This window comes from Haloarcula sp. NS06, assembly GCF_051122755.1.
Lineage (GTDB): Archaea > Halobacteriota > Halobacteria > Halobacteriales > Haloarculaceae > Haloarcula.
Window position 1 is genome coordinate 2042913 of record NZ_CP184844.1, and the last position, 25681, is coordinate 2068593.

At 63.7% G+C, this 25681-nt stretch carries 30 protein-coding genes, 2 tRNA genes and 1 pseudogene; 31 read left to right on the forward strand and 2 right to left on the reverse strand.

The features are described 5' to 3' along the window. Positions 1-131: 131 nt before the first annotated feature. The 5 genes from cofD to ACODNH_RS14450 all read left to right on the forward strand — a co-directional run bounded on the left by cofD (position 132) and on the right by ACODNH_RS14450 (position 3712). Positions 132-1124: a 2-phospho-L-lactate transferase gene (gene cofD / locus ACODNH_RS14430; protein WP_306705312.1), complete on the forward strand. Its 993-nt coding sequence runs from the start codon at positions 132-134 to the stop codon at positions 1122-1124. Beyond that, entirely contained in the window at positions 1124-1870 is a 747-nt protein-coding gene (locus ACODNH_RS14435) for a tRNA-dihydrouridine synthase (RefSeq protein WP_306705314.1), read from the forward strand. The genes cofD and ACODNH_RS14435 overlap by 1 nt, the downstream gene beginning before the upstream one ends. Further along, the gene (locus tag ACODNH_RS14440) at positions 1843-2706 is read left to right on the forward strand and encodes a triphosphoribosyl-dephospho-CoA synthase (RefSeq protein ID WP_306705316.1); all 864 of its coding nucleotides are present in this window, start codon (positions 1843-1845) and stop codon (positions 2704-2706) included. The genes ACODNH_RS14435 and ACODNH_RS14440 overlap by 28 nt, the downstream gene beginning before the upstream one ends. Beyond that, on the forward strand, positions 2703-3329 hold the full coding sequence (locus ACODNH_RS14445; protein ID WP_306705318.1) for a DUF447 domain-containing protein: 627 nt from the start codon (positions 2703-2705) through the stop codon (positions 3327-3329). The genes ACODNH_RS14440 and ACODNH_RS14445 overlap by 4 nt, the downstream gene beginning before the upstream one ends. A 191-nt stretch (positions 3330-3520) precedes the next feature. Further along, on the forward strand, positions 3521-3712 hold the full coding sequence (locus ACODNH_RS14450) for a 30S ribosomal protein S17e (protein ID WP_004516807.1): 192 nt from the start codon (positions 3521-3523) through the stop codon (positions 3710-3712). A gap of 62 nt (positions 3713-3774) precedes the next feature. Here the strand turns inward: ACODNH_RS14450 and ACODNH_RS14455 are convergent, their stop codons facing one another. Beyond that, positions 3775-4836, reverse strand: coding sequence for an Mrp/NBP35 family ATP-binding protein (locus ACODNH_RS14455; protein ID WP_306705326.1), 1062 nt, complete (start codon positions 4834-4836; stop codon positions 3775-3777). Between the two features lie 165 nt (positions 4837-5001). Next, positions 5002-5304, reverse strand: coding sequence for a hypothetical protein (locus ACODNH_RS14460; RefSeq protein WP_306705328.1), 303 nt, complete (start codon positions 5302-5304; stop codon positions 5002-5004). A 216-nt stretch (positions 5305-5520) separates the two neighbouring features. On the opposite strand from ACODNH_RS14460, the gene ACODNH_RS14465 reads away from it, so the two are divergent. The 26 genes and pseudogenes from ACODNH_RS14465 (at position 5521) to ACODNH_RS14590 (ending at position 25497) form a co-directional block, all read left to right on the forward strand. Continuing rightward, a tRNA-Ser gene (locus ACODNH_RS14465) sits at positions 5521-5605 on the forward strand. Between the two features lie 21 nt (positions 5606-5626). After that, positions 5627-6160, forward strand: a complete 534-nt coding sequence (locus ACODNH_RS14470) for a 30S ribosomal protein S13 (RefSeq protein ID WP_005535607.1) — start codon at positions 5627-5629, stop codon at positions 6158-6160. Beyond that, positions 6160-6675 (forward strand): 30S ribosomal protein S4, encoded by a 516-nt coding sequence (locus ACODNH_RS14475; RefSeq protein ID WP_306705332.1) that lies wholly within the window; start codon positions 6160-6162, stop codon positions 6673-6675. The genes ACODNH_RS14470 and ACODNH_RS14475 overlap by 1 nt, the downstream gene beginning before the upstream one ends. Beyond that, a complete protein-coding gene (locus tag ACODNH_RS14480) occupies positions 6672-7061 on the forward strand; it encodes a 30S ribosomal protein S11 (RefSeq protein ID WP_004516802.1) in 390 nt (129 codons plus the stop codon). The genes ACODNH_RS14475 and ACODNH_RS14480 overlap by 4 nt, the downstream gene beginning before the upstream one ends. Positions 7062-7064: 3 nt before the next feature. Further along, positions 7065-7844, forward strand: coding sequence for a DNA-directed RNA polymerase subunit D (locus ACODNH_RS14485; protein WP_004963344.1), 780 nt, complete (start codon positions 7065-7067; stop codon positions 7842-7844). Between the two features lie 104 nt (positions 7845-7948). After that, positions 7949-8033: transfer RNA gene (locus ACODNH_RS14490), tRNA-Leu, on the forward strand. A gap of 24 nt (positions 8034-8057) precedes the next feature. Next, positions 8058-8408 carry a 50S ribosomal protein L18e gene (locus ACODNH_RS14495; RefSeq protein WP_004516800.1) on the forward strand — a complete coding sequence of 117 codons (351 nt, stop codon included), beginning with the start codon at positions 8058-8060 and terminating at the stop codon, positions 8406-8408. Beyond that, entirely contained in the window at positions 8405-8842 is a 438-nt protein-coding gene (locus ACODNH_RS14500) for a 50S ribosomal protein L13 (protein WP_004593558.1), read from the forward strand. The genes ACODNH_RS14495 and ACODNH_RS14500 overlap by 4 nt, the downstream gene beginning before the upstream one ends. Beyond that, positions 8836-9234 carry a 30S ribosomal protein S9 gene (locus ACODNH_RS14505; protein WP_004516798.1) on the forward strand — a complete coding sequence of 133 codons (399 nt, stop codon included), beginning with the start codon at positions 8836-8838 and terminating at the stop codon, positions 9232-9234. The genes ACODNH_RS14500 and ACODNH_RS14505 overlap by 7 nt, the downstream gene beginning before the upstream one ends. A 12-nt stretch (positions 9235-9246) precedes the next feature. After that, positions 9247-9447, forward strand: a complete 201-nt coding sequence (locus ACODNH_RS14510; RefSeq protein ID WP_004516797.1) for a DNA-directed RNA polymerase subunit N — start codon at positions 9247-9249, stop codon at positions 9445-9447. After that, complete coding sequence (locus ACODNH_RS14515) at positions 9444-9617, forward strand: DNA-directed RNA polymerase subunit K (RefSeq protein ID WP_004516796.1); 174 nt, start codon at positions 9444-9446, stop codon at positions 9615-9617. Before ACODNH_RS14510 ends, ACODNH_RS14515 begins: the two co-directional genes overlap by 4 nt. Before the next feature lie 2 nt (positions 9618-9619). Next, positions 9620-10825, forward strand: coding sequence for a phosphopyruvate hydratase (eno, locus tag ACODNH_RS14520; protein ID WP_306705338.1), 1206 nt, complete (start codon positions 9620-9622; stop codon positions 10823-10825). Next, positions 10822-11643, forward strand: coding sequence for a 30S ribosomal protein S2 (gene rpsB, locus ACODNH_RS14525; RefSeq protein WP_306705340.1), 822 nt, complete (start codon positions 10822-10824; stop codon positions 11641-11643). Before eno ends, rpsB begins: the two co-directional genes overlap by 4 nt. A gap of 101 nt (positions 11644-11744) precedes the next feature. Beyond that, entirely contained in the window at positions 11745-12128 is a 384-nt protein-coding gene (locus ACODNH_RS14530) for a DUF5518 domain-containing protein (protein WP_434530472.1), read from the forward strand. A 58-nt stretch (positions 12129-12186) separates the two neighbouring features. Further along, entirely contained in the window at positions 12187-12567 is a 381-nt protein-coding gene (locus ACODNH_RS14535) for a DUF5518 domain-containing protein (protein WP_434531446.1), read from the forward strand. Positions 12568-12637: 70 nt separating this feature from the next. Further along, positions 12638-13975, forward strand: a complete 1338-nt coding sequence (locus tag ACODNH_RS14540; RefSeq protein ID WP_434530473.1) for a cytochrome P450 — start codon at positions 12638-12640, stop codon at positions 13973-13975. A gap of 139 nt (positions 13976-14114) precedes the next feature. Then, positions 14115-15098 (forward strand): mevalonate kinase, encoded by a 984-nt coding sequence (gene mvk / locus ACODNH_RS14545; RefSeq protein WP_434530474.1) that lies wholly within the window; start codon positions 14115-14117, stop codon positions 15096-15098. Further along, positions 15095-15846 (forward strand): annotated as a pseudogene (locus ACODNH_RS14550) (isopentenyl phosphate kinase). Before mvk ends, ACODNH_RS14550 begins: the two are co-directional and overlap by 4 nt. A 173-nt stretch (positions 15847-16019) precedes the next feature. After that, positions 16020-17423: a hypothetical protein gene (locus ACODNH_RS14555; protein ID WP_434530475.1), complete on the forward strand. Its 1404-nt coding sequence runs from the start codon at positions 16020-16022 to the stop codon at positions 17421-17423. Positions 17424-17687: 264 nt separating this feature from the next. Beyond that, positions 17688-19034, forward strand: coding sequence for a ribonuclease J (locus ACODNH_RS14560; RefSeq protein ID WP_004593536.1), 1347 nt, complete (start codon positions 17688-17690; stop codon positions 19032-19034). Positions 19035-19038: 4 nt separating this feature from the next. Next, positions 19039-20079, forward strand: coding sequence for a geranylfarnesyl diphosphate synthase (idsA3, locus tag ACODNH_RS14565; protein WP_306705351.1), 1041 nt, complete (start codon positions 19039-19041; stop codon positions 20077-20079). Positions 20080-20166: 87 nt separating this feature from the next. Further along, a complete protein-coding gene (locus ACODNH_RS14570) occupies positions 20167-21102 on the forward strand; it encodes an ArsA family ATPase (protein ID WP_306705353.1) in 936 nt (311 codons plus the stop codon). A gap of 771 nt (positions 21103-21873) precedes the next feature. Then, a complete protein-coding gene (locus tag ACODNH_RS14575; protein WP_306705355.1) occupies positions 21874-23613 on the forward strand; it encodes a glutamate--tRNA ligase in 1740 nt (579 codons plus the stop codon). A gap of 154 nt (positions 23614-23767) precedes the next feature. Next, positions 23768-23977: a hypothetical protein gene (locus ACODNH_RS14580; RefSeq protein WP_434530476.1), complete on the forward strand. Its 210-nt coding sequence runs from the start codon at positions 23768-23770 to the stop codon at positions 23975-23977. A gap of 178 nt (positions 23978-24155) precedes the next feature. Continuing rightward, positions 24156-25118, forward strand: coding sequence for an alpha/beta hydrolase fold domain-containing protein (locus ACODNH_RS14585; protein ID WP_434530477.1), 963 nt, complete (start codon positions 24156-24158; stop codon positions 25116-25118). Between the two features lie 49 nt (positions 25119-25167). Continuing rightward, positions 25168-25497 (forward strand): 4Fe-4S dicluster domain-containing protein, encoded by a 330-nt coding sequence (locus ACODNH_RS14590; protein WP_306705361.1) that lies wholly within the window; start codon positions 25168-25170, stop codon positions 25495-25497. The last annotated feature ends 184 nt before the right edge of the window (positions 25498-25681 follow it).

Sequence of the window (25681 nt, forward strand, 5' to 3'; positions counted from 1 at the left end):
CCCCCTTCACTCTACCCACCCAGTTCTCAGCTGTGATTCTCTGAATAGAACACTGTCCCCGCCGGACCGCTTTCCAGCCTGACCAGCTTCAGTGACCACGTTTATACTGTCAGTTCCCCCTACGTCGAGACATGGTGACGTTTCTCGCCGGCGGGACGGGAACGCCGAAGCTCCTCGTCGGTGCCGACGACGTGTTTTCGCCGGAAGCCACGACTGTTGTCGCCAACACTGGCGACGATATCGAGCTGGGAGGCCACCTTGTCTGCCCGGACCTCGACACCGTGCTGTTTCTGGACGGGGAAGTCCTCGACCGTGAGACATGGTGGGGTATCGCCGACGACACCGCTGAGACACACGCCGAACTGACACGGCTCGCCGATGCCGCCGGGCTCGACGGCGGACCGCGATACCTTTCCGACGACGCGCAAATTGAGGGCCGAGACATTGCCCACTGGCGGCGATTCTCCGGTGTCGCGGAGTTCATGCACATCGGCGACCAGGACCGCGCGGTCCACGTCACGCGGACCTCGTTGCTCGACGAGGGCCGCTCACTGACAGACGTAACGCGTACGCTCGCCGATGCATTCGGGCTGGAACGGACGCTGTTACCGATGAGCGACGACCCTGTCGCGTCAATCATACACACGCCGAGCGGTCCAATGCACTTTCAGGAGTGGTGGGTCGGTCATGAGGGGGAGCTGCCGGTCGAAGATGTTGAGTTCAGAGGCGCAGAACGGGCCAGCGCGACGGACGCCGTCCTGACCGCACTCGACGATACTGTTGTCATCGGTCCGTCGAACCCTGTGACTTCGCTCGGGCCGATGCTCGCCATTGACGACATCGAACGGGCACTACACGAGACAACGGTCGTCGCCGTCTCGCCGTTCATCGAGGATACGGTGTTCTCGGGGCCGGCGGCGGACCTCATGGCCGGTGTCGGGCTGGAGCCAAGCACTGCCGGCGTGGCCGAGGCCTACCCCTTCGCTGATGCGTTCGTGCTGGACGGCGAGGACTCGACACCGCTTGACGTGCCGGTTGTCCAAACCGACACGACCCTCAACGACGCGGCCGACGCCGAGCGAGTGAACCGTGCGGTCGAGACTGCTCTTTCGGAGGTGTCCTGATGTTCGAGCCGCGCGTCGCCCTCGCGAGTCTGAGTGGCGAGGCCGACGCGTCGTGGGCCCGCGCGGTCAAGTCCCACGTCGGATGTGCGTTCCTCGGCGGCATCGCGCTCGACAACCAGACGCGCAAGGCCGCCCGGGCGATGACCGACCGCGACCGCTCCGAGTTCCTGCCGGACGATCCGATTGCGTTCATCGATGAACAGCTCGGCGCACTTGCGGACGCACCGCTTCGATCTGGTTTCAACGTCCGGAGCGCGACACCTGCCCCCGTCGAGCGTGCCGCCTCCGTCTGTCGGCGCCACGACGCCATCATCGAAATCAACGCTCACTGCCGGCAGGACGAGATGTGCGCTGCGGGTGCCGGTGAGTCGCTCCTTCGGGAGCCGGAGCGACTGGCGGCGTTCGTGGAAGCAGCAGCGTCGACAGGGGCGACGGTTTCGGTGAAGGGGCGTGCCGAACTCGACGGTGTCTCGCTTCCGGCCGTTGCTCGAGCCATCGAAGATGCCGGTGGTGATGTATTCCACGTCGACGCGATGGACTCGGAGTCGGTCATCGCCGACGTGACCGACGCCACCGACCTGTTCGTCGTGGCGAACAACGGCGTTCGCGGGACGGCGACCACACTGGAGTACCTCTCGTACGGTGCTGACGCCGTCAGCGTCGGTCGCGCAAGCGACAGGCCGGAGTTACTTGACGAGGTCCGGGCGACGACAGCGGAGTGGTTCGCCTCGGAGGTGTCACCGTGACCGAGCGGTCTGTTGCACAGAACGCCCAGCTGGCACTGTTACTGGAGGTCTCCGGCACGCCGAAGCCCGGCAACGTCGACCGCCAGCGGGAGTACGACGACCTCCGGTTCGAGCACTTCATGGCCGGTGCCGTGGGGGCGCGTCCGGGCCTCGACCGCGCGGCCGCGGGCGACCCTATCGGTCCTGCGTTCGAGACCGCTGTCGAAGGGATGGCGGGCCAATCCGGCGGGAACACCCAGTTCGGGGCCTTGCTGGTGCTCACACCGCTGGTGGCCGCGGCGAGTGATGGCCGGCTGTCCCCATCTGGCGTCGATGCTGTGGTTCGTGGGACGATAGTCGAAGACGCGGCGGCATTCTACCGCGCCTTCGAGCACGTCGACGTGGCTGTCGACGACCCGCCGGACGGGCTGGAACCGCTCGATGTTCGCCGCGGAAGCGACGCGGTTCCGGCACTCCAGGCGCGCGAGATGACGCTGTTCGACGTGATGGAGTCCAGCGCCGATACCGACGGCGTGGCCGCCGAGTGGGTCTCCGACTTCGAGCGCGTATTCGAGGCCAGCGAGAGGCTACTGGACGGGTCTGGTCCGGTCGCCGACCGCGCGTCCGAGGTCTTCCTCGAACTGCTCGCGGCGGAACCGGACACGTTCGTCGTCACGCGTCAGGACCGCGAAACCGCCGAGGAGGTCCAAGAGCGGGCACAGGCTGTTCTCGACGGCGACGGAGACGCAACCGATCTCGCCGAGGAGTTCGTCAGGCGTGACATCAATCCCGGAACGACTGCCGACATCGTTGCCGGTGCGCTGTTCGTCGCGCTGGAACGGGGGCTCGAAGTGTGACTGGGGCTCCTTCGACAGGCGATGGTCCGGACTCTGGTGAGTCCGAGACACAGTGGCCCGTCACGCTTGCTGGCGTCTCCGAGACAGTCGTCACAACACTGGGCCCGAACGAGCGCTGGAACGTGGCTGCGCTGGGTGTGCATGCACCGGATGACGATGGGCCAGCTACGGCGACGACGTGGGGCCGAACCCGGACTTGGCGGAACTTCCGGGAGCGAGAGGGTGGCTACGTTCAGTTCACGCGCGACTCGGTCGATTTCGCCGAGGCGGCGCTGTCGGTCCGCGAGGAGGACGACCCCGTCCTCGACAGCGCGGACGCCTGGGTACAGGTCAATGTCGAACGGCGTGACTCCGGTACTGAGGGCAACACGCAGTGGGTCGAGTGGGCGCTACACCCCGTCGACAGCACTGTCGAGCGCCGCGTCGTCCCGACGACGAACCGCGGCCACGCCGCCGTCGTCGAGGCGACCGTCGCAGCCTCACGGCTGGATGTACCGAGCTACGACCGCGAGACGCTGCTGGATCGTCTCGCGTACTTCGAGTCCGTGGTCGAAACAGCCGGCGGTGAGCGCGAGCGCGCGGCCTTCGAGCGCGTCCGCGACTTGGTCGACACCGACTGGTAGGGGACTTCGAACGGAATTTGGGGCATGCAGGTGACACACGACGGTCCGAGACAGGCTGTGTCGCACTCTTGCGGGACCTGCCACGGCAACGATCAGCGCACGGTTGCGGGTCGTCCCACCCCTACTGATAAACATTCGCGTGCGTGGTCCGTTCCGAACCCTTTTTGAGTGCGACCAAGCAAGTAGCGCGCATGGCAATCAAACCCGCCTACGTCAAGAAGACCGGGACGCTCCTCATGGAGCGATACCCTGACGCCTTCGGTGCAGACTTCGAACACAACAAAGACGTCGTCGAGGAACTGACCAACATCGAGTCCAAGGGTGTCCGCAACCGCATCGCCGGCTACGTCACCCGGAAGATGAACAACCCGGTCGAAGCGTAACTCGGTTCTTTCTCTCTGTCTCCCGCGGCATCTGAGCTACTGCTCTCTTCAGTCGCTGCCCGCTACTGTTCGGGCTGAGCGCGCTGGCTGTCGCTCTGTCGCTTCCGGTGGATGATGCCCTGCATGTTCGCGGTGCGAGCGGCGATGTCGCGGAACGATTCACCAACGTCGCTATCCTCATCGAGCACGAGCGGTTCGCCAGTGGCTCCACCCTCCCTGACTTCGGGGTCGAGAGGAATCTCGCCAAGGAACGGCATCTCCGTCTCGTCGGCGAACTCGCGGCCGCCGCCGCTGCCGAAGATATCGTGCGTGCCACCACAGTCCGGACAGACGAACGACGACATGTTCTCGACGATGCCCAGAACCGGCGTCTCGTGGCGACCGAACATCCGCAGGCCCTTCCGGGCGTCGTCGAGCGCGACCTCCTCCGGCGTGGTGACGATGACGGCCCCGGAGACGGGCACCTGCTGGAGCATCGTCAGTTGCGTGTCGCCGGTCCCCGGCGGCAGGTCCACGACCATGTAGTCGAGCTCGCCCCAGAGCACGTCGTCCCACAGTTGCGTGAGGACGTTGTCGACCATCGGACCACGGAAGATAACTGGGTCGTCCTTGCCGACAAGGAAGTCCATGCTCATCAGCCGCATCCCGTGTTTCTCCACGGGAATTATCTCTTCGTCCTCTGTCGCTTGTGGCTGTTCGTCAGCATCGAGCATCCGCGGGACGTTCGGCCCGTACACGTCGGCGTCGAACAGGCCAACGCGGGCACCGAGCCGCGAGAGACCGGCAGCGAGGTTCACTGCGACGGTCGACTTGCCCACCCCACCCTTGCCCGAGGCGACCGCGATGACGTTCTTGACCTTCGGCAGTGGGTCCTCTGCTTCCGGGACGCCGCGGTCGACGCTCGCCGAGAGGTCGATCTCGCGGTCAAGGTCACCCAGCGCCTCGCGGACCTCGTTCGCGATGCTCGTCTCCGTCGGCGAGTACGGCGCACCGAGCGCCAGGTCGATGCTGACTTGGTCGTCAGTCACGTCGATGCTGTTGATCAGCCCGAGCGAGACAATGTCGTCCCCAAGATCCGGGTCCTCGACCGCTTGCAGGCGCTCGCGTACGTCATCTGTATTCATGCACAGGGTTAGGCTCTGGAGGTGCGATAAGGATTGTGACACCGCCGGACACGGCAGTAACCGAATTGGCGGCATCGAGATGTGCTGGCTCCAGTTATCGTAGCTCTCGCGTACGCAAGCGCACGAGGTCAAATAACGAAAATCGGTACAGCAGCCGTCTCGGACTCAAGGGCGTCGAAACACGTAGATGCCGCCGTCGTCAAGTTCGGCGCGTAGCTCACCGCTGTCGTGGTCGAACACGAGCCGCTCCGGCGTCCCAGCAAAGGAGTGTAGCGGCATGCCGGTGTCTATCGCGCCGTCGGGGGCCACTGTGACGTGTGTGCGGCCGCCGAAGTCGGCCCGGAGCGTTCCGTCGTCCGCCTCGGTCACGGCGTCCGGTCCCGCGAACCGTTCCAGCTGGCCGCGAACCGCCGTTCGGTCGGTCGGGTCGATGCCACCGCCGCCGCCGTCGGTGATCTGTCGGCGCATACGTTGACATGTGGTCCCAGTGATGAGTGTATTGTGCCGGCCCCGTCAACGACCTGAGGCCTGTTACTCCATGCCTCAGTGGGTATGCCTTACAATCACGCGCCCGGCCCCCTTCGTTGCGTTTAAATACAACCCCGGAATAGAATCGGATAGACTCGTGTAGGGGGACCGGCCCCCGAGTCCGCGTGCTGCGGGCGCGAGTGTCATAGAACGCGTGTCGTGGTAGCCAAGCCTGGCCCAAGGCGCAGGGTTGCTAACTCTGTGGCGTACAGCCTCCGGGGTTCGAATCCCCGCCACGACGCTCACCCATCAGTACCTACATATGAGTGCAGAAGACCCCAACGCGGGCGAGGACGCGGATGCCGAAGAGGAGGAGGACATCCGCTATTTCGTCCGTATCGGACAGACAGACCTCGACGGGACGAAATCCGTCGAGCGAGCACTGACAGAACTGAACGGTATCGGCCACCGGGCCGCCCGAATTATCGCCCAGAAGGCGGACGTCGACCGGCGCGCTGTCTTCGGCAAGCTCGACGACGACGTCATTGAGCGCGTTGTCGACCGCGTCGAGAACTTCGCCGACGATGTGCCCGAGTGGATGACCAACCACCAGAAGGATTACTTCACTGGTGAAACCACCCACGAGACTGGCAACGACCTCCAGCTTACCCGCCGGCAGGACATCAACCGCATGAAGATGATCGACTCCTACCGCGGTGTCCGCCACAAGCGCGGCCAGAAGGTCCGTGGACAGCGTACCAAGTCCACCGGCCGGACGGAGGGAACCATCGGCGTCAACGTCGAGGCGATCAAGGAAGAGCAAGCCGAGGAAGCCGCTGCGGAGGATGACGAATAATGGCGCTTGGTTCAAACACGAAGTTCTACGAGACGCCGAATCATCCCTTCCAGGGCGAACGCATCGCCGACGAGGCCAATCTCATCGGCCGCTACGGCCTGAAGAACAAAGAAGAGCTCTGGCGCGCACAGTCCGAGCTTCGTGGCTACCGCCGTGAGGCACGGAAGCTGCTGGGCAGCGCCGGCGAGCACGAGACCGAGTCCGAGGAGTTCCTCGCTCGGCTCAAGCGCTACGGCATCCTCAACGAGCAGGACCAGCTCGACGACGTCCTGTCGCTTGACGTGACTGACGTGCTGGAACGCCGCCTGCAGACGGTCGTCTACCGCAAGGGCTACGCGAACACGCCCGAGCAGGCCCGCCAGTTCATCGTCCACGGACATATCGTGCTGGACGACGCTCGCGTTACCCGACCCGGCATGACGGTGGAGAACGCCGTCGAAAGCTCGGTCGGCTTCGACGAGCACAGCTCTCTGTCGGACGAACTCCATCCTGAGCGCGCGGAGGCCCAAGAATGAGCGAAGAAACCGAAGACATCTGGGGCATCGCCCACGTGCACGCATCGTTCAACAACACGATTATCACCATCACCGACCAGACCGGCGCGGAAACGCTCGCAAAGAGCTCCGGCGGGACGGTTGTCAAGCAGAACCGCGACGAAGCGTCGCCGTACGCGGCGATGCAGATGGCTGAGGTCGTTGCCGAAAAGGCCCTCGACCGTGGCGTCGAAGGCGTCGATGTTCGGGTCCGTGGTCCCGGCGGCAACCTCCAGACCTCGCCCGGTCCGGGTGCGCAGGCGACGATCCGCGCACTCGCCCGAGCGGGTCTGGAGATCGGTCGCATCGAGGACGTCACGCCGACCCCGCACGACGGCACTCGTGCACCCAAGAACTCCGGATTCTAACCAATGACACAGGACTACGAGGTTGAGTTCGTCGAACGCGGCGAGCGCGAGGCGCGGATCCTCGTGCGCGGCATCACGCCGGCCTTCGCCAACGGCATCCGGCGAGCGATGGTCGCGGACGTACCGACGTTCAGTATCGACACCGTCCGCGTCATCGAGAACACCAGCGTGATGTTCAACGAGCAGATCGGTCTCCGACTGGGACTGGTCCCGCTGACGACCGACCTCGACGACTTCGAGATCGGCGACGAAGTGACGCTGTCGCTGTCCGTCGACGGGCCGAGCACGGCCTACTCCAGCGACCTCGTCTCTTCGGACCCGATGGTCGAGGCCGCCGACGACAACATCCCGATCATCGACCTCAAGGAAGGCCAACGTCTCGAAGTCGAGGCAGACGCCGTCCTCGATACCGGTCGGGAACACGCCAAACACCAGGGCGGCGTGGCCGTCGGCTACCGACACCTCCAGCAGGTGGAGGTCGTCGGCGACCTCGGCGAGTTCGAGGACGACGACCCGAACATCCTGCGTGGCGTCATCGAAGAGCAGGCGGCCGAACACGCCGCCGGCGACGCCACCAACGGCGAACTTGTCGCGACAGACGAGTTCGATAACGACCTTCGGAACCGCTACCCCGGCAAGGACGTCGAGGTATCGGACGTGCCGAACGCGTTCGTGTTCCACGTCGAGACGGACGGGTCGTTCACCACCGAGGAACTGGTCCTGCGTGCGGTCGAGACGCTGCGTGACCGCGCGACCGAACTGAAAGACGCAGTCCAGCTGTAACGATACAATGCCCCGACACACCCCACTACTACCGATGACCGCCCGCTCCCCGAGCGCGAGGACCGAAAGGGGTTTTACGGGGCACGCAAAACGAACAATCGCGCGCAGGGATAGCCAAGTTTGGCCAACGGCGCAGCGTTCAGGGCGCTGTCCCGTAGGGGTCCGCAGGTTCAAATCCTGCTCCCTGCACTTTTCCCACAACGGAGGAATCATATGAGTAAGACGAACCCGAGACTCAGTAGTCTCATCGCCGACCTGAAGTCAGCCGCCCGCAGTTCGGGCGGTGCTGTCTGGGGCGACGTCGCCGAGCGCTTAGAAAAGCCACGGCGCACACACGCGGAAGTCAACCTCGGCCGTATCGAACGATACGCCCAGGAAGACGAAACCGTCGTTGTGCCCGGCAAGGTGCTTGGCTCCGGTGTCCTGCAGAAGGACGTCACCGTCGCCGCTGTCGACTTCTCCGGAACCGCCGAGACGAAGATCGACCAGGTTGGAGAGGCTGTATCACTCGAACAGGCAATTGAAAACAACCCAGAAGGCTCCCACGTCCGGGTGATCCGATGAGCGTCGCAGAGTTCGACGCGGATGTCATCGTTGATGCCCGCGACTGTATCATGGGCCGCGTCGCATCACAGGTCGCCGAACAGGCTCTCGATGGCGAGACGGTCGCTGTCGTCAACGCCGAACGCGCCGTGATCACCGGCCGAGAGGAGCAGATCGTAGAGAAGTACGAGAAACGTGTCGACATCGGTAACGACAACGGGTACTTCTACCCCAAGCGACCGGACGGCATCTTCAAACGCACCATCCGTGGCATGCTGCCCCACAAGAAGCAGCGTGGCCGCGAGGCGTTCGAGAGCGTCCGTGTCTACCTCGGCAACCCGTACGACGAGGACGGCGAGGTTCTAGACGGCACGTCGCTTGACCGACTGTCGAACATCAAGTTCGTCACGCTGGGCGAGATCAGCGAAACGCTTGGAGCGAACAAGACATGGTAACGAACACGTCTGGCAAGAAGAAGACCGCCGTCGCCCGCGCGACCGTTCGCGAGGGTGAGGGCCGCGTGCGTATCGACTCGCAGCCGGTCGAACTCGTCGACCCCGAGCTGGCGCAGCTCAAGATGCTGGAACCGTTCCGCATCGCCGAGGACGACCTCCGCGGCGAGGTCGACGTGGAAGTGTCCGTCGAAGGTGGCGGTGTCATGGGGCAGGCAGATGCCGCCCGAACCGCCATCGCTCGCGGACTTGTCGACCACACCAACGACGCCGAACTCCGTGACGCGTTCATGGAGTTCGACCGCTCGCTGCTGGTCAACGATGTTCGCCAGTCCGAACCCAAGAAGTGGGGCGGCCCCGGTGCGCGGGCCCGCTACCAGAAATCGTACCGCTAAGGTGATTCAGGTATGATGGTACCGGTTCGGTGTTTCACGTGCGGTAATGTCGTCGGCGAGCACTGGGAAGAGTTCAAAGCACGCACCCGCGAGGCCGAGGAGCCTGAGGACCCGGAGAAGGTCCTTGATGAACTCGGCGTCGAGCGGCACTGCTGTCGCCGGATGCTCGTCTCGCACAAGGACCTCGTCGACATCGTCTCACCCTACCAATGAACGCACAGGAAAGCCGCTACGAGAAGGCCCGCAAACTCGGCGCGCGAGCGCTGCAGTTGGCCCACGGTGCTCCCGTGCTCATCGAGACGGAACACACCCAGCCGATACTCATCGCCGCCGAGGAGTACGACGCTGGCGTCCTACCGTTTACGGTCAACAGGAGTGATTAACGATGACGCTCATCACTGACATCCGACTCCGCCGCGTCCTCGACTCCCGCGGGAACGCGACTGTCGAGGCCGACGTTCTCACTGAGAGTGGGGGCTTCGGTCGTGGCAAGGCACCGAGCGGCGCAAGCACGGGTGAGTACGAGGCCATCGAACTCCCCGCCAACGAGGCCATCGCCAAGGCCCGTGAGGAGGCACTCCCACGACTCATCGGTGAGGTCCACGCCGGGAACCAGCGTGACGTCGACGCGGCGCTTCACGCCGCCGATGGCACTGACGACTTCTCCGGCATCGGAGCCAACAGCGCTGTCGCCATCTCGATGGCGGCCGCAAAGGCTGGTGCTGATGTGCTGGGCGCACCGCTGTACCAGCACCTCGGTGGCACGTTCCGGGGCAACGCGTACCCGACGCCACTGGGCAACATCATCGGCGGCGGCGAACACGCCGCGGATGCAACCAACATTCAGGAGTTCCTCGCGGCCCCCGTCGGCGCGCCGAGCGTCGAAGAGGCCGTCTTCGCCAACGCCGCGGTCCACCAGGAAGTCCACGACATCCTGGCTGACCGCGACTTGCCAGCGGGCAAGGGCGACGAGGGAGCCTGGGCACCGTCCGTCTCGGACGACGAAGCGTTCGAGATCATGGACGAGGCCGTTGAGACCGTTGCCGACGACTTCGGCTTCGCAATCTCTTTCGGCCTCGACGTCGCTGGCGCGGAACTCTACGACGACGAGGAGGACGGCTACGTCTACGATGACGGCGTCAAGTCCACCGAAGCGCAGATCGAGTACATCGCCGAGAAGGTCGAGGAGTACGACCTCGTCTACGTCGAGGACCCACTCGACGAGAATGATTACGAGGCCTTCGCGGACCTGACCGCACAGGTCGGTGACCAGACGCTCGTCTGTGGCGACGACCTGTTCGTCACGAACGTCGAGCGCCTGCAGGCCGGTATCAACGCCGACGCCGGTAACTCCATCCTGATCAAGCCGAACCAGATCGGGACGCTTACCGACGCTGTCGACGCCATCGAACTGGCGACGGCAAACGGCTACGAGTCCGTCGTCTCCCACCGCAGCGGTGAGACGGAAGACACGACGATTGCACACCTCGCTGTCGCCACTGACGCACCGTTCATCAAGACCGGCGCGGTCGGCGGCGAGCGCACAGCCAAGCTGAACGAACTAATCCGTATCGAGGACAACGCAGTATGAGCGGCAACGAAAAAGAAGGTCTCGACGCGTCCGATTCCGACTTCGACCCGTCCGACGAGGACGACGAAGCGGTCGACGCGGAGACCGAAACGGAAGCCGAACAGCCCGCCGACGACGCCGAAGAGGCGACAGAGGCCGAACCAACTGATGACGACACGGAAGCCGACGAAGCGGCCGACGCCGACGAGGCTGCCGGCCCACAGCTGGACGAGGACGTCATGCCCGACGAGCAGTCGGAGGCCGACCTCCTCATCCCCGTCGAGGACTACCTCGGCGCCGGTGTCCACATCGGGACCCAGCAGAAGACCCAGGACATGGAGCGGTTCATCCACCGCGTCCGGACCGACGGGCTCTACGTGCTGGACGTCTCGATGACCGACGAGCGTATCCGCACCGCCGCGGACTTCCTGGCCAACTACGAGCCGGAGCAGATCCTGGCCGCATCGTCGCGCCAGTACGGCCGGTTCCCGGCAGAGAAGTTCGCCGAAGCGATCGGCGCGCGCGTCCGCACCGGTCGGTTCATCCCCGGCACGCTGACCAATCCCGACTACGACGGCTACATCGAGCCTGACATCGTGGTCGTCACCGACCCGATCGGTGACGCCCAGGCTGTCAAGGAGGCCATCACAGTCGGGATCCCGGTCATCGCAATGTGTGACTCCAACAACACCACGTCGAACGTCGACCTGGTGGTCCCGACGAACAACAAGGGGCGAAAGGCGCTGTCAGTCGTCTACTGGCTGCTGGCCAACGAGACGCTCGACCGCCGCGGTGCCGAGCCGACGTACGGACTCGACGACTTCGAGTCCGACCTCTAACGTCGCTGAACTGTTTCGTTTTCCGGCCCGTTGCCGCACAAGTGGCGACGCCGGTGTCGCCAACACAAAACATACCACGAGCCTCGGAGTAGCTCCGGGAAATGGCAGAAGGAGACACGTTCGTCAACGCTATCATTGGTGCTGTCGCGACCGCACTGCTGAGCGGGTTCGTCCCGCTCGCACCGCTCCTTGGTGGTGGCATCGCTGGCTATCTCGAAGGCGGTGAGCGAGCCGACGGGGTTCGCGTCGGGTTCCTGTCCGGCGTCATCGGGCTGGCAATATCGCTGGTCTTCCTGCTGGTTGTGTTCGCCTTCCTGACTGTGTTTCTGGCGATCGCTCCCGAAGCCATGGGCGTGTTCGGTGCGATGGGGCTGCTCGTGCTCGTTCTGGGAACGCTCACGACGGCCGCGTACTTCCTCGGTCTGAGTGCCCTCGGCGGCTGGCTGGGCAACTACGTCAGATACGACACCACCATTGGTGATTAACCGGCTAGCCGCGCTGTCGGTAACTACATCACTGGAGATACCGCTACTACCAACGCATATGCGTGAGACGGTGACCAACGCCGGTATCGGGGCAGTCGTCACGGTTGCGCTGTCGTTCATCCCCTTTTCGTCGGTGGCTGGCGGTGCCGTGGCCGCGGCGAACCACGGTGGCGGCTACCGGACCGGGCTTTGGCTGGGGACGCTGGCCGGCGCCTGCGCGATGGTCCCCTTGCTCGCCCTCTTCATCCCGGCGCTGTACATCGCCGGCCTCCTGGGGTTTGGGATTCCGCCCGGGACGCCCGGGTACGGCCTGTTCCTGGCGCTCGTGTTCACGTTCTTTCTGCTGTACACTGTCGGTCTCAGCGCCCTCGGTGGCCTCGGCGGCGTCTGGATATCGGTACACACTGACTGGCGCATAGATGCCGACCGCTGGCTCTGAACGTGCCAGAACCGCCTGCTACCCGACATTTGGCATACCATTCAAGCGTGTCCGACACTAACAGTAGTCGATGTCAAAGACGCCGCCCGGACCGAAGGGCGAACCGCTGTTCGGCAGTAGTCGAACGTACGCACAGGACCCATTCCGGTTCATTTCGGCGCTGGAGCGGGCCTACGGCGACGTCGCTCGATTCGACATGGGGCCGATGGACACGGTCATGCTGTGTGACCCGACGGCACTCGAGCGCGTACTGGTTTCGGAGGCCGATCGGTTCCGCAAGCCCGACTTTCAGGGAGATGCGCTCGGGGATCTGCTGGGTGATGGGCTGCTGTTGAGCGAAGGCGAGACGTGGGAGCAACAGCGAAAGCTCGCGAACCCCGCGTTCTCAATGGCGCGGCTATCGGGGATGGCTGATCGCATCACCGACCACGCGGAGGACCGCATCGCCGACTGGTCCCACGGTGATGTCATCGACGCCGAGCAGTCAATGACCCGAGTGACGCTGGACGTGATTCTGGACCTGATGATGGGTGTCGAACTCTCTGAGCAGCGAGTCCAGACCATCGAGGAGCAACTGCTGCCGCTGGGCCAGCGGTTCGAACCGGACCCGATCCGGTTTGCTATGCCAGAGTGGATGCCGATGCCCGACGACGCAGAGTTCAACCGCGCTGTGCGGACGCTTGACGAGGTACTGGACGACATTATCGAGGTCCGTGAGGACTCGGTCGGGTCCGGTGACGACGGCCCGATGGACTTCCTGTCGGTGCTCCTGCGTGCCCTCAACGAAGGGAATCAGTCGCCCGAGCAACTGCGCGATGAAATGATGACGATGCTGCTCGCGGGCCACGACACGACGGCACTGACGCTTACCTACACCTGGTTCCTGCTGTCGGAACACCCCGAAGTCGAACAGCGAGTCCACGAAGAACTGGACGATGTCATCGGCGACGAGCGGCCGGGGATGGAACACGTCCGCGAACTGGACTACCTCGAATGGGTGATTCAGGAAGCGATGCGGCTCTACCCGCCAGTGTACACAATCTTCCGAGAACCGACCGAAGACGTGACGCTGTCGGGATATGATGTCGAGGCCGGGACGACGCTGATGGTCCCACAGTGGGGCGTCCACCGGTCCGAACGGTTCTACGATGACCCCGAAGCGTTCGACCCGGAGCGCTGGAAGCCCGAGCGAGCGAGCGAGCGCCCGCGGTTCGCCTACTTCCCCTTCGGTGGTGGCCCGCGCCACTGTATCGGGAAGCACCTCGCAATGCTCGAAGCGCAGCTCATCACCGCAACAACGGCCAGTCAGTACCGACTGGAATTTCAGGGGGAGACGCCGCTGGAGCTGCTGCCGTCGCTGACTGCCCACCCCCGACAGGAGATGTCGATGCGCGTACAGGAACGGTAACACAGACGCCGATGGGACCACCCTGTTGACGCACGGTTCGAATTCTCCGATATCGGCACCGCTTCCGAGTATTATACCGACGGTCGTCCTGACCGTCGACTCCGAAAACGCCTAACGCCCTGGGAGCACACGAGCGGGTATGGTCACGTCGAGCGCTCCCGGGAAGGTGTACCTGTTCGGGGAGCACGCAGTCGTCTACGGCGAGCCGGCGGTGCCCTGCGCCATTGAGCGGCGGGTGCACGTGACGGCAACCGAAATCGATGAGGGATTGCGCATCCACGCGAACGACTTGCAACTGGACGGCTTTACCGTCGAGTACTCCGGTGACGGGGAGAGCCATCCGGACGTGGATGTCGCCGAGTCTCTCGTCGAAGCTGGGATGGGATACGTCAACGAAGCGGTCGCACAGGCCCGTGATGCGGCCGATTCGCCTGAAGCGGGCTTCGAGATCTCCGTCGAGGGCGACATCCCGCTCGGGGCAGGGCTGGGGTCGTCGGCCGCGCTCGTCGTCGCAGCGATAGACGCGGCGACCAGGGAACTTGGTGTCGAACTGCCGGCAAGCGAAATCGCCGACCGCGCCTATCAGGTCGAACACGAGGTACAGGACGGGCAAGCCTCGCGGGCAGACACGTTCTGCTCAGCGATGGGCGGGGCAGTTCGTGTGGAGGGTGACGACTGCCGGCGGATCGAGGGTATCGACACCCTTCCCTTCGTCATCGGCTACGACGGCGGGGCCGGCGATACCGGGGCGCTCGTTGCCGGCGTCCGGGACCTCCGCGGGAAGTACGATTTCGCTGCCGACACCGTCGCAGCAATCGGCGACATCGTTCGCGAGGGCGAGTCAGTACTGGGAACGGGCGACTACGAACGGCTCGGGGAGCTGATGGATTTCAACCACGGACTGCTCTCGGCGCTGGGGGTCTCTTCGCGGTCGCTGGACTCGATGGTGTGGGCGGCCCGCAACGCCGACGCCCATGGCGCGAAACTCACTGGGGCCGGTGGCGGCGGCTGTATCGTCGTGCTGGACGAGACGGATGACGCGCTCACGGCGCTGAAGTACACGCCGGGGTGTGAGGACGTCTTCCGGGCTGAACTGGACACCGACGGAGTCCGACAGGAATGACGGTCGTCCTCAAACTCGGTGGGAGCGTCATCACCGAAAAAGACGAACCTGAGACGGTCGACCGAACTGCGCTATCGGCGGCGGTGTCAGCTATCGCTGACTCGGCAGTCGGCGAGGATATCGTCATCGTGCATGGCGGGGGAGCTTCGGCCACCACCACGCCGCCGAATATGGCGTTAGCACGACCGAAGGAACCCACGACGTAAACGGCGTGCAGGCCATCCACGGCGCGATGTGCCGGCTCAACGCCGCTGTCGTAGATGCGCTCTCCGAGGCAGGCGTTCCGGCTGTTCCGGTCCACCCGTTCTCGGCGGCTGCACGCGACACAGGTGGCGATATCTCGCTACCGACGGCGCAGGTCACGACGCTGCTTGAGGAAGGGTTCGTTCCAGTCCTGCACGGCGACCTCGTCGCACACGCCGGCGCGGGCGCGACGGTTCTAAGCGGCGACGAACTGGTCGTCGAACTCGCGCCCGCCGTCGACGCCGACCGCGTCGGCGTCTGTTCGACCGTTCCCGGCGTTCTCTATGAAGACGGGACCGTCATTGACCGTATCGAGGCATTCGAGGCTGTAGCATCGGCCCTTGGTGGGAGCGACACGACGGATGTGTCGGGCGGGATGGCCGGCAAGGTCCGTGCGCTGCTCGCACTTTCAGCCCCCGCACTCGTATTTGGCCCTGACGCACTTCCCGCGTTTCTCGCCGGTGAGAGTCCGGGGACGACTATCGCTGGTAATGACAGCGACTGATAGAATCGCTAGCCCTGTCGTCGGCTGACTCTGCCCAGAGTGTGAATACTCGAACTCAAGCCCAAACGGACTGATGGAGCGGTATCACTGCTCGCTCTCAGCGGACAGGTAATCTAAATATCACTTCCTCGACTGTCGTAACATATTTGTCCTCTGTTATCAATTATGCGACTATGTCTGCAGTAGGTCTGACCGACGTCTATCGATACGGAACGAGGTTTCTCGGGATATTGCTTGTCGTCGCCGGCGTCGGTGGCGGCCTCATCGCTGCAGGGTACGTGTTGATACAGAACGGCTCGCTCGCCTCGCTATCGGGGAACGCGGGCTATCGTGCGGTACTCGGCATCGTCGTCGGGGCGCTCGGTGGACTCCTGTTGCTCTCCGGCGTGCTCGGCTTGACCCACAAGCTCATCGCCGACGCAACGATGGCAGGAACGTTCGCGGCACAGACAGCACAGCGTGATGCGACCGATGTGGCATCCGGGGCCCCTCCGGCCAGTGACCAGACAGCAACTGAAACTGCCGAGGATAGCACTGCACCCGCCACCGAACCGACTTCGGATTCCGACGACCCGACACCGGAGCCAACCGAGCCTGAGCCAGCGGCTTCCCGGGATACCGAACCGGCTGCTGACCCGGCGGTTGCCGAGTCGGCAATGGGCGAGTCCGAGGTGTCGGAACCGGTCGCTGACTCCGAACCGGACGCCGACTCGACCGGTGAACCGGGAGTCCACGCGCCCGCACAGCGACCCCCTGAGCAATCCGATGGGGCAGCGCTGTCTACTCCGTCCGACACTGCGGTGGCCGAGACTGACGACGCGCCGGTGACGGCGGCCGACGATGATCCGCTGGCAGATGCTGACCCAGCGACGGATGCTGGCCCGGTGACGGACGAAGACGCAGTAGAGACAGCCCCGGCGGAGCAGGACGAACAGATATCGAACCAGCAGCCGGCGGAAAACGTTGCTGGACCGGAACCTGAAGCGGTGGACGACACTACGGCGGAGCCATCCCAAACGGATCTCGCCGAGGACTCGGAAACGGTGGGTCCGCAGTCAGACCCCACCGAGCAGTCGGACCGTGACCTGCTTGCTTCGGACGCCGCCGAGGAGTCGGAGCCGAGCACGGAGCCACAGGAATGGACCCCGCCGGACCCTGCGGAGTTCGACACGCAGGGCGAGGAACCCGCGGCAGCTGACGACCGGAGGGCAGATGAGCCAGCACCGGCCGACGACTGGGAAACCGAACCTGAAGCCGATGCTGAACCCACTGGTGCCGGCACGCCGGATACCGACGAGGCGGACCAGCACGACGCCGTGACTCAGGACACTCGATTACTCGACGAATCGGATGAAAAAGACACGTCTGGCGGCCCGCGGACGACGGACGACCTGTTTGGCGGTGCTGATGACGGCCAACCTGGAACCGGGGCTGATGGGGTCGTGCAGGACGAGACGGAGCCTCAGGACGCGGACGCGACTGATGACGAGGACGCGACGCTCGCGGACGACGGTGTCACTGGCTTCGACGTCTCCAGTGATGACGACCCGCTCTCGGACCCCTTAGACGACGAGTAGCGACGAACCCACACCGTTTTAAGAAGCGCCGTTGTAGACCGACGTAACCGAGCGCACGGCCGCCCGTGGACTGCGGTTTGGCGGCCGGCAGACGGCGGATGTAAGTTGCGGGACGGAAGTCCCTCCCACTGCGGTTGCACAGGCTACGGGCGTACCCGACTGGCCTGGAGCGCCGACGCGGACGAAGTCGCCTACATTGCAGATACCGTCGTTGCCGTGCCCCACCGGATGCCCGCGGCCGGCTTTCCACTCGGAGCTACAACCATGGAAGTCGAAATTGCGACAATTGGCGGTTACGAGGCTGTAGGCCGACAGATGACGGCCGTCCGTGCAGGGGACGACGTCGTCATCTTCGACATGGGCCTGAACCTCTCGAAGGTACTGATTCACGACAACGTCGAAACGGAACGGATGCACTCGCTGGACCTCATCGACATGGGTGCCATTCCGGACGACCGGGTCATGTCCGACCTGGAAGGCGACGTGAAGGCTATCGTGCCGACACACGGTCACCTTGACCACATCGGCGCGATATCCAAGCTCGCCCACCGCTACGACGCACCGATCGTCGCGACGCCCTTTACGATCGAACTCGTCAAACAGCAGATCAAGAGCGAGGAGAAGTTCGGCGTCCAGAACGACCTCGTCAAGATGGACGCCGGCGAGACGATGTCTATCGGCGAGCGCAACGAGCTGGAGTTTGTTAACGTCACGCACTCCATTATCGACGCCATCAACCCCGTCCTCCACACGCCGGAAGGATCGGTCGTCTACGGGCTGGACAAGCGGATGGACCACACGCCGGTCATCGGCGACCCTATCGATATGAAGCGGTTCCGAGAGATCGGCCGCGAGGGCGAGGGCGTCCTCTGTTACATTGAGGACTGTACGAACGCGGGCAAGAAGGGCCGCACGCCCTCCGAGTCCGTGGCGCGTCGCCACCTCAAAGACGTGATGGACAGCGTCGCCGACTACGACGGCGGTATCGTCGCGACGACGTTCTCCTCACACATCGCTCGTGTCAAGAGCCTCGTCGAGTTTGCCGACGACATCGGCCGTCAGCCGGTGCTGCTCGGTCGCTCGATGGAGAAGTACTCCGGCACCGCCGAACGGCTTGACTTCGTTGACTTCCCGGAAGATCTGGGGATGTACGGCCACCGCAAGTCCGTCGACCGGACGTTCAAGCGGATCATGAACGAGGGCAAGGAGAACTTCCTCCCCATCGTCACCGGCCACCAAGGCGAGCCACGCGCGATGCTCACCCGCATGGGCCGCGGCGAGACGCCCTACGAGCTAGACGACGGCGACAAGGTCATCTTCTCGGCTCGGGTCATTCCGGAGCCGACCAACGAGGGCCAGCGCTACCAGTCCGAGAAGCTTCTGGGCATGCAGGGCGCACGCATCTACGACGATATCCACGTTTCGGGCCACCTCCGCGAAGAGGGCCACTACGAAATGATCGACGCGCTCCAGCCGAAGAACATCATTCCGGCCCACCAGAGCCTCGAAGGGTTCGCACCGTATGTCGACCTCGCCGAAAACATGGGCTACAAAGCCGGACGGGACCTCCACATCACCCGCAACGGCAACATGATCAAGCTCACCGAGTAAATCGATGTCCGAACGCCATCAGCAGGTCGAAGACGCGATTGTCGCCCGACGAGACCGGGTCAACGATGCCCTGCCAGAGGACCTTCCGGTACAGAAGCCGGACCACCTCTACGAGGCGTCGCGATACCTGCTGGACGCGGGCGGGAAACGACTCCGCCCGACGGTCCTGCTGCTGGTCGCGGAGTCGCTACTTGATGTCGACCCGCTGACGGCAGACTACCGTGACTTCCCGACACTCGGAGGCGGGCAAGCCGACATGATGTCGGCCGCCCTCGCCATCGAGGTCATCCAGACGTTCACGCTTATTCACGACGACATCATGGACGACGACGCGCTCCGCCGTGGAGTGCCCGCCGTTCACAAGGAGTACGACCTCTCAACGGCAATTCTCGCCGGCGACACGCTGTACTCGAAAGCGTTCGAGTTCCTGCTTGAGACGGGCGCGGCCCACGATCGGACCGTCGACGCGAACAAGCGACTCGCGACGACGTGTACCCGCATCTGCGAGGGCCAGTCCCTCGACATCGAGTTCGAGCAACGCGATGTCGTCACGCCTGAGGAGTACTTGGAGATGGTCGAACTCAAGACGGCCGTGCTGTACGGCGCGGCCGCCTCGATTCCGGCCACGCTGCTGGGGGCCGACGAGGAAACCGTCGATGCCCTGTACAACTACGGGCTCGACGTGGGGCGTGCGTTCCAGATTCAGGACGACCTGCTGGACCTGACGACGCCCTCGGAGAAACTGGGCAAGCAACGGGGCTCGGACCTCGTCGAAGAAAAGCAGACGCTGGTAACACTGCACGCCCGCCAGCAGGGTGTCGATGTCGGCGATCTGGTCGACACGGACTCCGTGGAGGCCGTTTCGGAAGCCGAAATCGATGACGCCGTCGAGCGCCTGCGAGAGGTGGGGTCAATCGAATACGCCCGCCAGACCGGGCAAGACCTCATCGCGAGCGGCAAGCAGAACCTCGAAGTCCTCCCGGACAACGAAGCTCGCTACCTGCTCGAAGGCATCGCGAACTACCTCGTTGAGCGCGACTACTGAGCGCGCCGGCGGTCAGTTTTCCCGCGTCGCTTCGACCCTGACTAGTGCTGGTCAGCAACTAAGACACGTCGCTCCCTAGCGACGCCCGTGACTCGATTCGTCCTCTACGGCGGCAAGGGCGGCGTCGGCAAGACGACCGTGGCCGCGGCGACTGGCTATCGGCTGGCGAGGACGGGCCACGAGACACTCGTTGTCTCTACCGACCCCGCCCACTCGCTGGCCGACGCCGTCGAGACCGAGGTCGGTGGCGACCCGACAAAAATCCGGTCGGGGCTGTGGGGTGTCGAGGTCGACCCACAGACTGGAATCGACCGCTACCGGTCGCTGTTCGAGGCGCTCGCGTCGGAGTTCTCCGATGCCGGCATTCGGATGGACGAGGACGAAATCGCCGACCTGTTCACCACCGGCGTGATGCCCGGTAGCGACGAACTGGCGGCTATCGAAGGCATGGCGACGTACATCGAGAGCGACCGCTGGGACCGCGTGGTGTTCGACACCGCTCCGACCGGCCACACGCTCCGCCTGCTTGACCTCCCGTCGGTGATGGACCGTGGCGTTGCGACGGCGATGGACCTGCGCGATCAGGTCCGCCGGAAGGTCAACACCGCTCGGACGATGATGTTCGGCCCGATGGCGAGTCGGCGCGACGACGGCCCGGACGACTTCACCGAGATGCGCACGCGGATGGAGCGGGTCGGCACGGTGCTTCGGGACCCCGAACAGACCGCGTTCCGGGTCGTCACCATCCCCGAGACGATGGCCGTCCGCGAGACGGAGCGGCTGGTCGGGAAACTCCGCGAGTTCGACGTGCCGGTGACGACGCTGGTCGTGAACAAGGTTATCGAGGATGCTGGTGACTGTCAGCGGTGTCAGGGCAAGCAGGCAGTGCAGGAGGCGGCTATTGCACAACTCCGGGAGTCGCTGCCCGAACTGGATATCTGGACGATTACCGATCAGTCCGGTGAGGTGACTGGTCTTAGCGCGCTGGAACGGGTCGCGGACTCATTGGGTGCTGTTGAGTGACCACTCTTCGTTTGCGGGGAACCGTCCTGCGTAGAATACACAGCCCGTCTGCGAACGTACCAACCGGAAAACACATGGGGCCAGAGGTGAGTTGCTTGCGTCATGAATCTGCGTCCGCTTCTTGCGGTGTTTCTCATTATTACTGTCGGCATCGTAGCTTCGCTACTCCTGTTTCCAACCCTTTCTGCCCACAGCGGCCCGCCCGATGTAACGACGACTGACACGCCGACGATTGATCCATCTGTTCCAGCACCATACCAAGGAACGAAAGCCAACCCCTCTGTCGTCATCCAAGTCGGTGCAACTGGGAATGGGTTGCCGATTCAGGTTTGGAATGCTAGCCCGATGAATCAAACCGTATCCGTCGAACTAATACATAATGACAGTGACTCTTCAGTCGTAACCCGTACAGAAACACTCCCACAGAACGGGACACTTTGGTTAGAAATTCCGTCTCCAGGGTACCTCCTCACAGTGACGGACGTGTCAACACAGGCGAATGGAACGTACCCAGTGACAACTGACCATTTCGACTGTAATTCCCGGTTTGCAGAAGTCCGTATCGATAGCAACGGAACAGTCGATTCTCGGACCGTCTCCACAAGTATGGGCTGTTGACGGTGCTCGCTGTACTAACCAGTGTGTTTCCCCCTGTACCGAGTGAAGCGAATCGTTGTAGACATAGGGCTATGTGAACGCTTGCTGACACCCTGCCCCCATAGCTGGCTGAACCCGACGGCGTTTTGACCCTCCCAGTCGCAGGTCCCGGTAATGGACGACGAGCTGCGAGACCGAATCACGGAGGCGGCGGAGACGAGCGCCCTCCTCAACGCGGTCAAACACGACAGCGAGGCACAGGTCGGCGCAATAATGGGCCCGCTCATGGGCGAGAATCCGGAGTTCCGCGAGTACGGCGACGAGATACCCGGCGTTATCGCGCCGGTCGTTGAGCGAGTCAACGGGATGGATGCCGAGGAGCGCCGGGAGCGGCTGGCCGAACTCGCTCCGGAGAAACTCGAAGAGCTGGAGGCCGAGGATGAGGGCGAGGACCACCCGCTGCCAGACCTGCCCAACGCCGAAGAGTACGACACCGTCCGGATGCGCGTTGCGCCAAACCCCAACGGCCCGTGGCACATCGGCCACGCGCGGATGGCCGCCGTCGTCGGCACGTACAAACAGCGCTACGACGGGGAGTTCATCTGCCGCTTTGACGACACCGACCCCGAGACCAAGCGGCCGGATCTGGATGCCTACGACGCAATCCTGGACGCTATCGGCTATCTGGGCTTCGAACCCGACGACGTGGTCAACGCCAGCGACCGCGTCGAGACGTACTACGAGTACGCCCGCGAGCTCATCGACAAGGGCGGGGCCTACACCTGCTCGTGCCCGCAGGGCGAGTTCTCCGATCTGAAGAATAACGGCAAGGCCTGTCCGCATCGCGACAAGGACGCCGAGACCACGCGCTCGGAGTTCGAGGCGATGGTCGACGGCGAGTACGACAGCGGCGAGATGGTACTGCGGGTCCGGACCGACATTACGCATAAGAACCCCGCACTGCGGGACTTCGTCGCGTTCCGGATGGTGGACACACCACACCCGCGAACGGCGGCCGAGGAGTACCGCTGCTGGCCGATGCTGGACTTCCAGAGCGGGCTGGACGACCACCTGCTGGGGGTCACGCACATCATCCGCGGTATCGACCTGCAGGACTCCGCGAAGCGCCAGCAGTTCGTCTACGACTACTTCGACTGGGAATACCCCGAGGTCATCCACTGGGGCCACGTCCAGGTCGATGCTTACGACGTACCGCTGTCCACATCGAGCATCGCCGAACTCATCGCTGACGGCGAACTCGCGGACTGGGACGATCCGCGAGCGCCGACCGTCGCCAGCCTCGAACGGCGCGGCATCCGCGGTGAGGCCGTCGTCGATGCGATGATTCAGCTGGGTACGTCCACCTCGAACGTCGATCTGGCGATGTCCTCTATCTACTCGAACAACCGCGATCTCATTGACGACGACTCAGACCGGGCGTTCTTCGTCCGGGACAGCGACGACCACGGCGGTCTCGTTGAGCGCCAGATCGTCGGCGGGCCGGACGCTGGCGAACCGCCGTTGCATCCGGACCACGAGGAGCGTGGCCGCCGCGAGATTCCGGTGACCAGCGGTGTCGTCGTTGAGGGCGACGACCTGCCGGAACACGGCGATCGTATATGGCTCAAAGGATACGGCTGCGTGCGCCACACCCGCGACGCATTCGAATACACCGGCGACGACATTGACGCCGTCCGCGAGGAGGGCGTCGACGTGATTCACTGGGCACCGGCTGATGGGCCAAAGTTCCGCTTGCGGACGATGGACGGCGACGTGTCTGGCGTGGCGGAATCTGGACTACTCGATTACGACGCCGACAAAGTCGTTCAGTTCGAGCGTATCGGGTTCGCCCGACTCGACGAGATCGCGGACGACTCAGACGCGGAGTCTGTCGCGTACTTCACACATCCCTGACACGGGCGAACCGCTGGCTCTGCTGGCCTGATACCGTTTTTCTGTACCGCAACGACTCACTTACGTTCTATCTGTCGTATGGCTTCAGTTAATATGATTAGGGGTTTTTTACGAACCACACCACTAGTGTCAAATAGATGTGAGGTGATGGCCAATGGCACTGCCAACAACCACACCGAGTTCATGGATGCGCGGTCTTGACCTCCCGTCCCGCTTGTTCGAAACCGGTAGTAACGACTACGAACTGTACGAGGAAGAAGGCGAGGGAATCGCTGCGAACTATACGAACGGTATCCTCGAAGTGCGCCTACCCGTTGAGACGGGCGCGACAGCCCGTGGCAAGCAGATCGAGGTCGAAGGCTGACCGTCGGGCCACAGACGCACCGCCCGAGAGCCGACCTTTTTCACTTCGTTCGGAGGGAGGCAACTGACGATCAAGCCAGTTCCCAACAGACCACGGTGGGATAGCGATGCCGACGCGTCGTTCAACTCCGGGACCGAGAGCTGATAGCGTCGGGCTTATGTCCGCGACGGCCCGACCAATGCCCGTGACAGAACGCGCCCCGGAGTCAGTGACAGTGCAGCGCGACATTCCGTTCGATGAGGCGGGTGGCGAGACGCTGACGCTCGACCTGTACGACGCAACGGCGGCCAGCGGCCCAAAGCCGGTTGCCGTGCTCGTCCGAGGTGGCGCGTTCACGTCTGGCGACAAGGGCGAGTTCGCCCGGCACGCGCTTGATCTCGCCGCGGACGGCTTTCTGGTCATCGAGCCGCAGTATCGGCTTGCACCGGAATGGACGTTCCCAGCGGCGCTGGTCGACGTGAAGGCCGCTATCGAGTGGGCACGGACGGAGGGAGAGAGCTACGGCGCGGACACCGACCGAGTTGTCGGCATCGGCCACTCCGCGGGCGCAAACCTCGTTGTTCTGGCCGCGCTGACGGCGGATGAGCCCGGATTCGAACCCGAACTGTACCCCGGTTCGTCCTCGGCACTGTCAGCCGTCGTCGGCTATGCTGGCGTCTACGACTTCCACGCGCTCGACACTGCCACTGACGTCCCAGCGGGTGAGGGCCATCGAGCGTATCTCGGCGGCGGGCCCGACGGTGAACCCGCAGCCTACGACCTCGCCTCGCCGGTCGCACAGGTGGATATCGACGCCCCGCCGACGCTGTTGCTCCATGGGACCGACGACGACGTCGTGCCGCCGGCACAGTCCGAATTGCTGGCTGATGCCCTCGGTCCCATGACCGATGTGGTCCACAAGACGGTGCCGTCGGACCACGGGTTCCCGTTCTACGGCGCTCACTACGACGACGTGTACGAACGGACCGTCGAGTTCATTCGGCGAATCGGAACCGACAGTCCGGGCACTGACGGCCCAGGGGGAACAGGCGAGGACACCGGCTTGCCCGACGGCAATCTGCCAGGATCGACCGACCGCATTGACGACCTCGGGTCGGGGGACATTCGCGGCTCGGATCGCCGCAACGGCCCCGGATTCTGACGGGCAGGTCGAAAAGTTAAGTAGCTCCCAAAAGTGAGATAAGATACCAATGGCCATAGATCCGGAGTTCGAGGAGAACCGCGACGTTGTCGAACAGCATGATGGACACGATGTCTGGGGGCCGGTTGACGAGCCCGAGGACTTGGGCATCCACGGGACACACGTCGCCGTCGATTTCGACATCTGCATCGCTGACGGCGCGTGCCTGGAGGACTGCCCCGTCGACGTGTTCGAGTGGGTCGACACGCCGGACCATCCGGAGAGCGAGATCAAGGCCGACCCGGCTCACGAGGACCAGTGCATCGACTGTATGCTCTGTGTCGACGTGTGCCCGGTCGACGCTATCGACGTGGACCCGGGCCGTGCTGGTCGCATCTGAAGCTACCAAAATCCTATTTTCGCGGGATTGCAGTATTCTAAACCTCGAATACAAACGACCTGTAGCTATCGGCCCGTCGACATACTGCGCATTGCCCGGACTCTACCTCCCCTGAGAAAGAGCTCTCGACCTGTCATTCAGATTTGTAAACATACATTTATTATAGATTCTTGTGTGAGATACA

Coding starts and splice junctions, on each gene's coding strand:
- cofD (WP_306705312.1), top strand. CDS start 132: ATGGTGACGTTTCTCGCCGGCGGGACGGGAACGCCGAAGCTCCTCGTC.
- ACODNH_RS14435 (WP_306705314.1), top strand. CDS start 1,124: ATGTTCGAGCCGCGCGTCGCCCTCGCGAGTCTGAGTGGCGAGGCCGAC.
- ACODNH_RS14450 (WP_004516807.1), top strand. CDS start 3,521: ATGGCAATCAAACCCGCCTACGTCAAGAAGACCGGGACGCTCCTCATG.
- ACODNH_RS14455 (WP_306705326.1), bottom strand. CDS start 4,836: ATGAATACAGATGACGTACGCGAGCGCCTGCAAGCGGTCGAGGACCCG.
- ACODNH_RS14460 (WP_306705328.1), bottom strand. CDS start 5,304: ATGCGCCGACAGATCACCGACGGCGGCGGCGGTGGCATCGACCCGACC.
- ACODNH_RS14470 (WP_005535607.1), top strand. CDS start 5,627: ATGAGTGCAGAAGACCCCAACGCGGGCGAGGACGCGGATGCCGAAGAG.
- ACODNH_RS14475 (WP_306705332.1), top strand. CDS start 6,160: ATGGCGCTTGGTTCAAACACGAAGTTCTACGAGACGCCGAATCATCCC.
- ACODNH_RS14480 (WP_004516802.1), top strand. CDS start 6,672: ATGAGCGAAGAAACCGAAGACATCTGGGGCATCGCCCACGTGCACGCA.
- ACODNH_RS14485 (WP_004963344.1), top strand. CDS start 7,065: ATGACACAGGACTACGAGGTTGAGTTCGTCGAACGCGGCGAGCGCGAG.
- ACODNH_RS14495 (WP_004516800.1), top strand. CDS start 8,058: ATGAGTAAGACGAACCCGAGACTCAGTAGTCTCATCGCCGACCTGAAG.
- ACODNH_RS14500 (WP_004593558.1), top strand. CDS start 8,405: ATGAGCGTCGCAGAGTTCGACGCGGATGTCATCGTTGATGCCCGCGAC.
- ACODNH_RS14505 (WP_004516798.1), top strand. CDS start 8,836: ATGGTAACGAACACGTCTGGCAAGAAGAAGACCGCCGTCGCCCGCGCG.
- ACODNH_RS14510 (WP_004516797.1), top strand. CDS start 9,247: ATGATGGTACCGGTTCGGTGTTTCACGTGCGGTAATGTCGTCGGCGAG.
- ACODNH_RS14515 (WP_004516796.1), top strand. CDS start 9,444: ATGAACGCACAGGAAAGCCGCTACGAGAAGGCCCGCAAACTCGGCGCG.
- eno (WP_306705338.1), top strand. CDS start 9,620: ATGACGCTCATCACTGACATCCGACTCCGCCGCGTCCTCGACTCCCGC.
- rpsB (WP_306705340.1), top strand. CDS start 10,822: ATGAGCGGCAACGAAAAAGAAGGTCTCGACGCGTCCGATTCCGACTTC.
- ACODNH_RS14530 (WP_434530472.1), top strand. CDS start 11,745: ATGGCAGAAGGAGACACGTTCGTCAACGCTATCATTGGTGCTGTCGCG.
- ACODNH_RS14535 (WP_434531446.1), top strand. CDS start 12,187: ATGCGTGAGACGGTGACCAACGCCGGTATCGGGGCAGTCGTCACGGTT.
- ACODNH_RS14540 (WP_434530473.1), top strand. CDS start 12,638: ATGTCAAAGACGCCGCCCGGACCGAAGGGCGAACCGCTGTTCGGCAGT.
- mvk (WP_434530474.1), top strand. CDS start 14,115: ATGGTCACGTCGAGCGCTCCCGGGAAGGTGTACCTGTTCGGGGAGCAC.
- ACODNH_RS14555 (WP_434530475.1), top strand. CDS start 16,020: ATGTCTGCAGTAGGTCTGACCGACGTCTATCGATACGGAACGAGGTTT.
- ACODNH_RS14560 (WP_004593536.1), top strand. CDS start 17,688: ATGGAAGTCGAAATTGCGACAATTGGCGGTTACGAGGCTGTAGGCCGA.
- idsA3 (WP_306705351.1), top strand. CDS start 19,039: ATGTCCGAACGCCATCAGCAGGTCGAAGACGCGATTGTCGCCCGACGA.
- ACODNH_RS14575 (WP_306705355.1), top strand. CDS start 21,874: ATGGACGACGAGCTGCGAGACCGAATCACGGAGGCGGCGGAGACGAGC.
- ACODNH_RS14580 (WP_434530476.1), top strand. CDS start 23,768: ATGGCACTGCCAACAACCACACCGAGTTCATGGATGCGCGGTCTTGAC.
- ACODNH_RS14585 (WP_434530477.1), top strand. CDS start 24,156: ATGCCCGTGACAGAACGCGCCCCGGAGTCAGTGACAGTGCAGCGCGAC.
- ACODNH_RS14590 (WP_306705361.1), top strand. CDS start 25,168: ATGGCCATAGATCCGGAGTTCGAGGAGAACCGCGACGTTGTCGAACAG.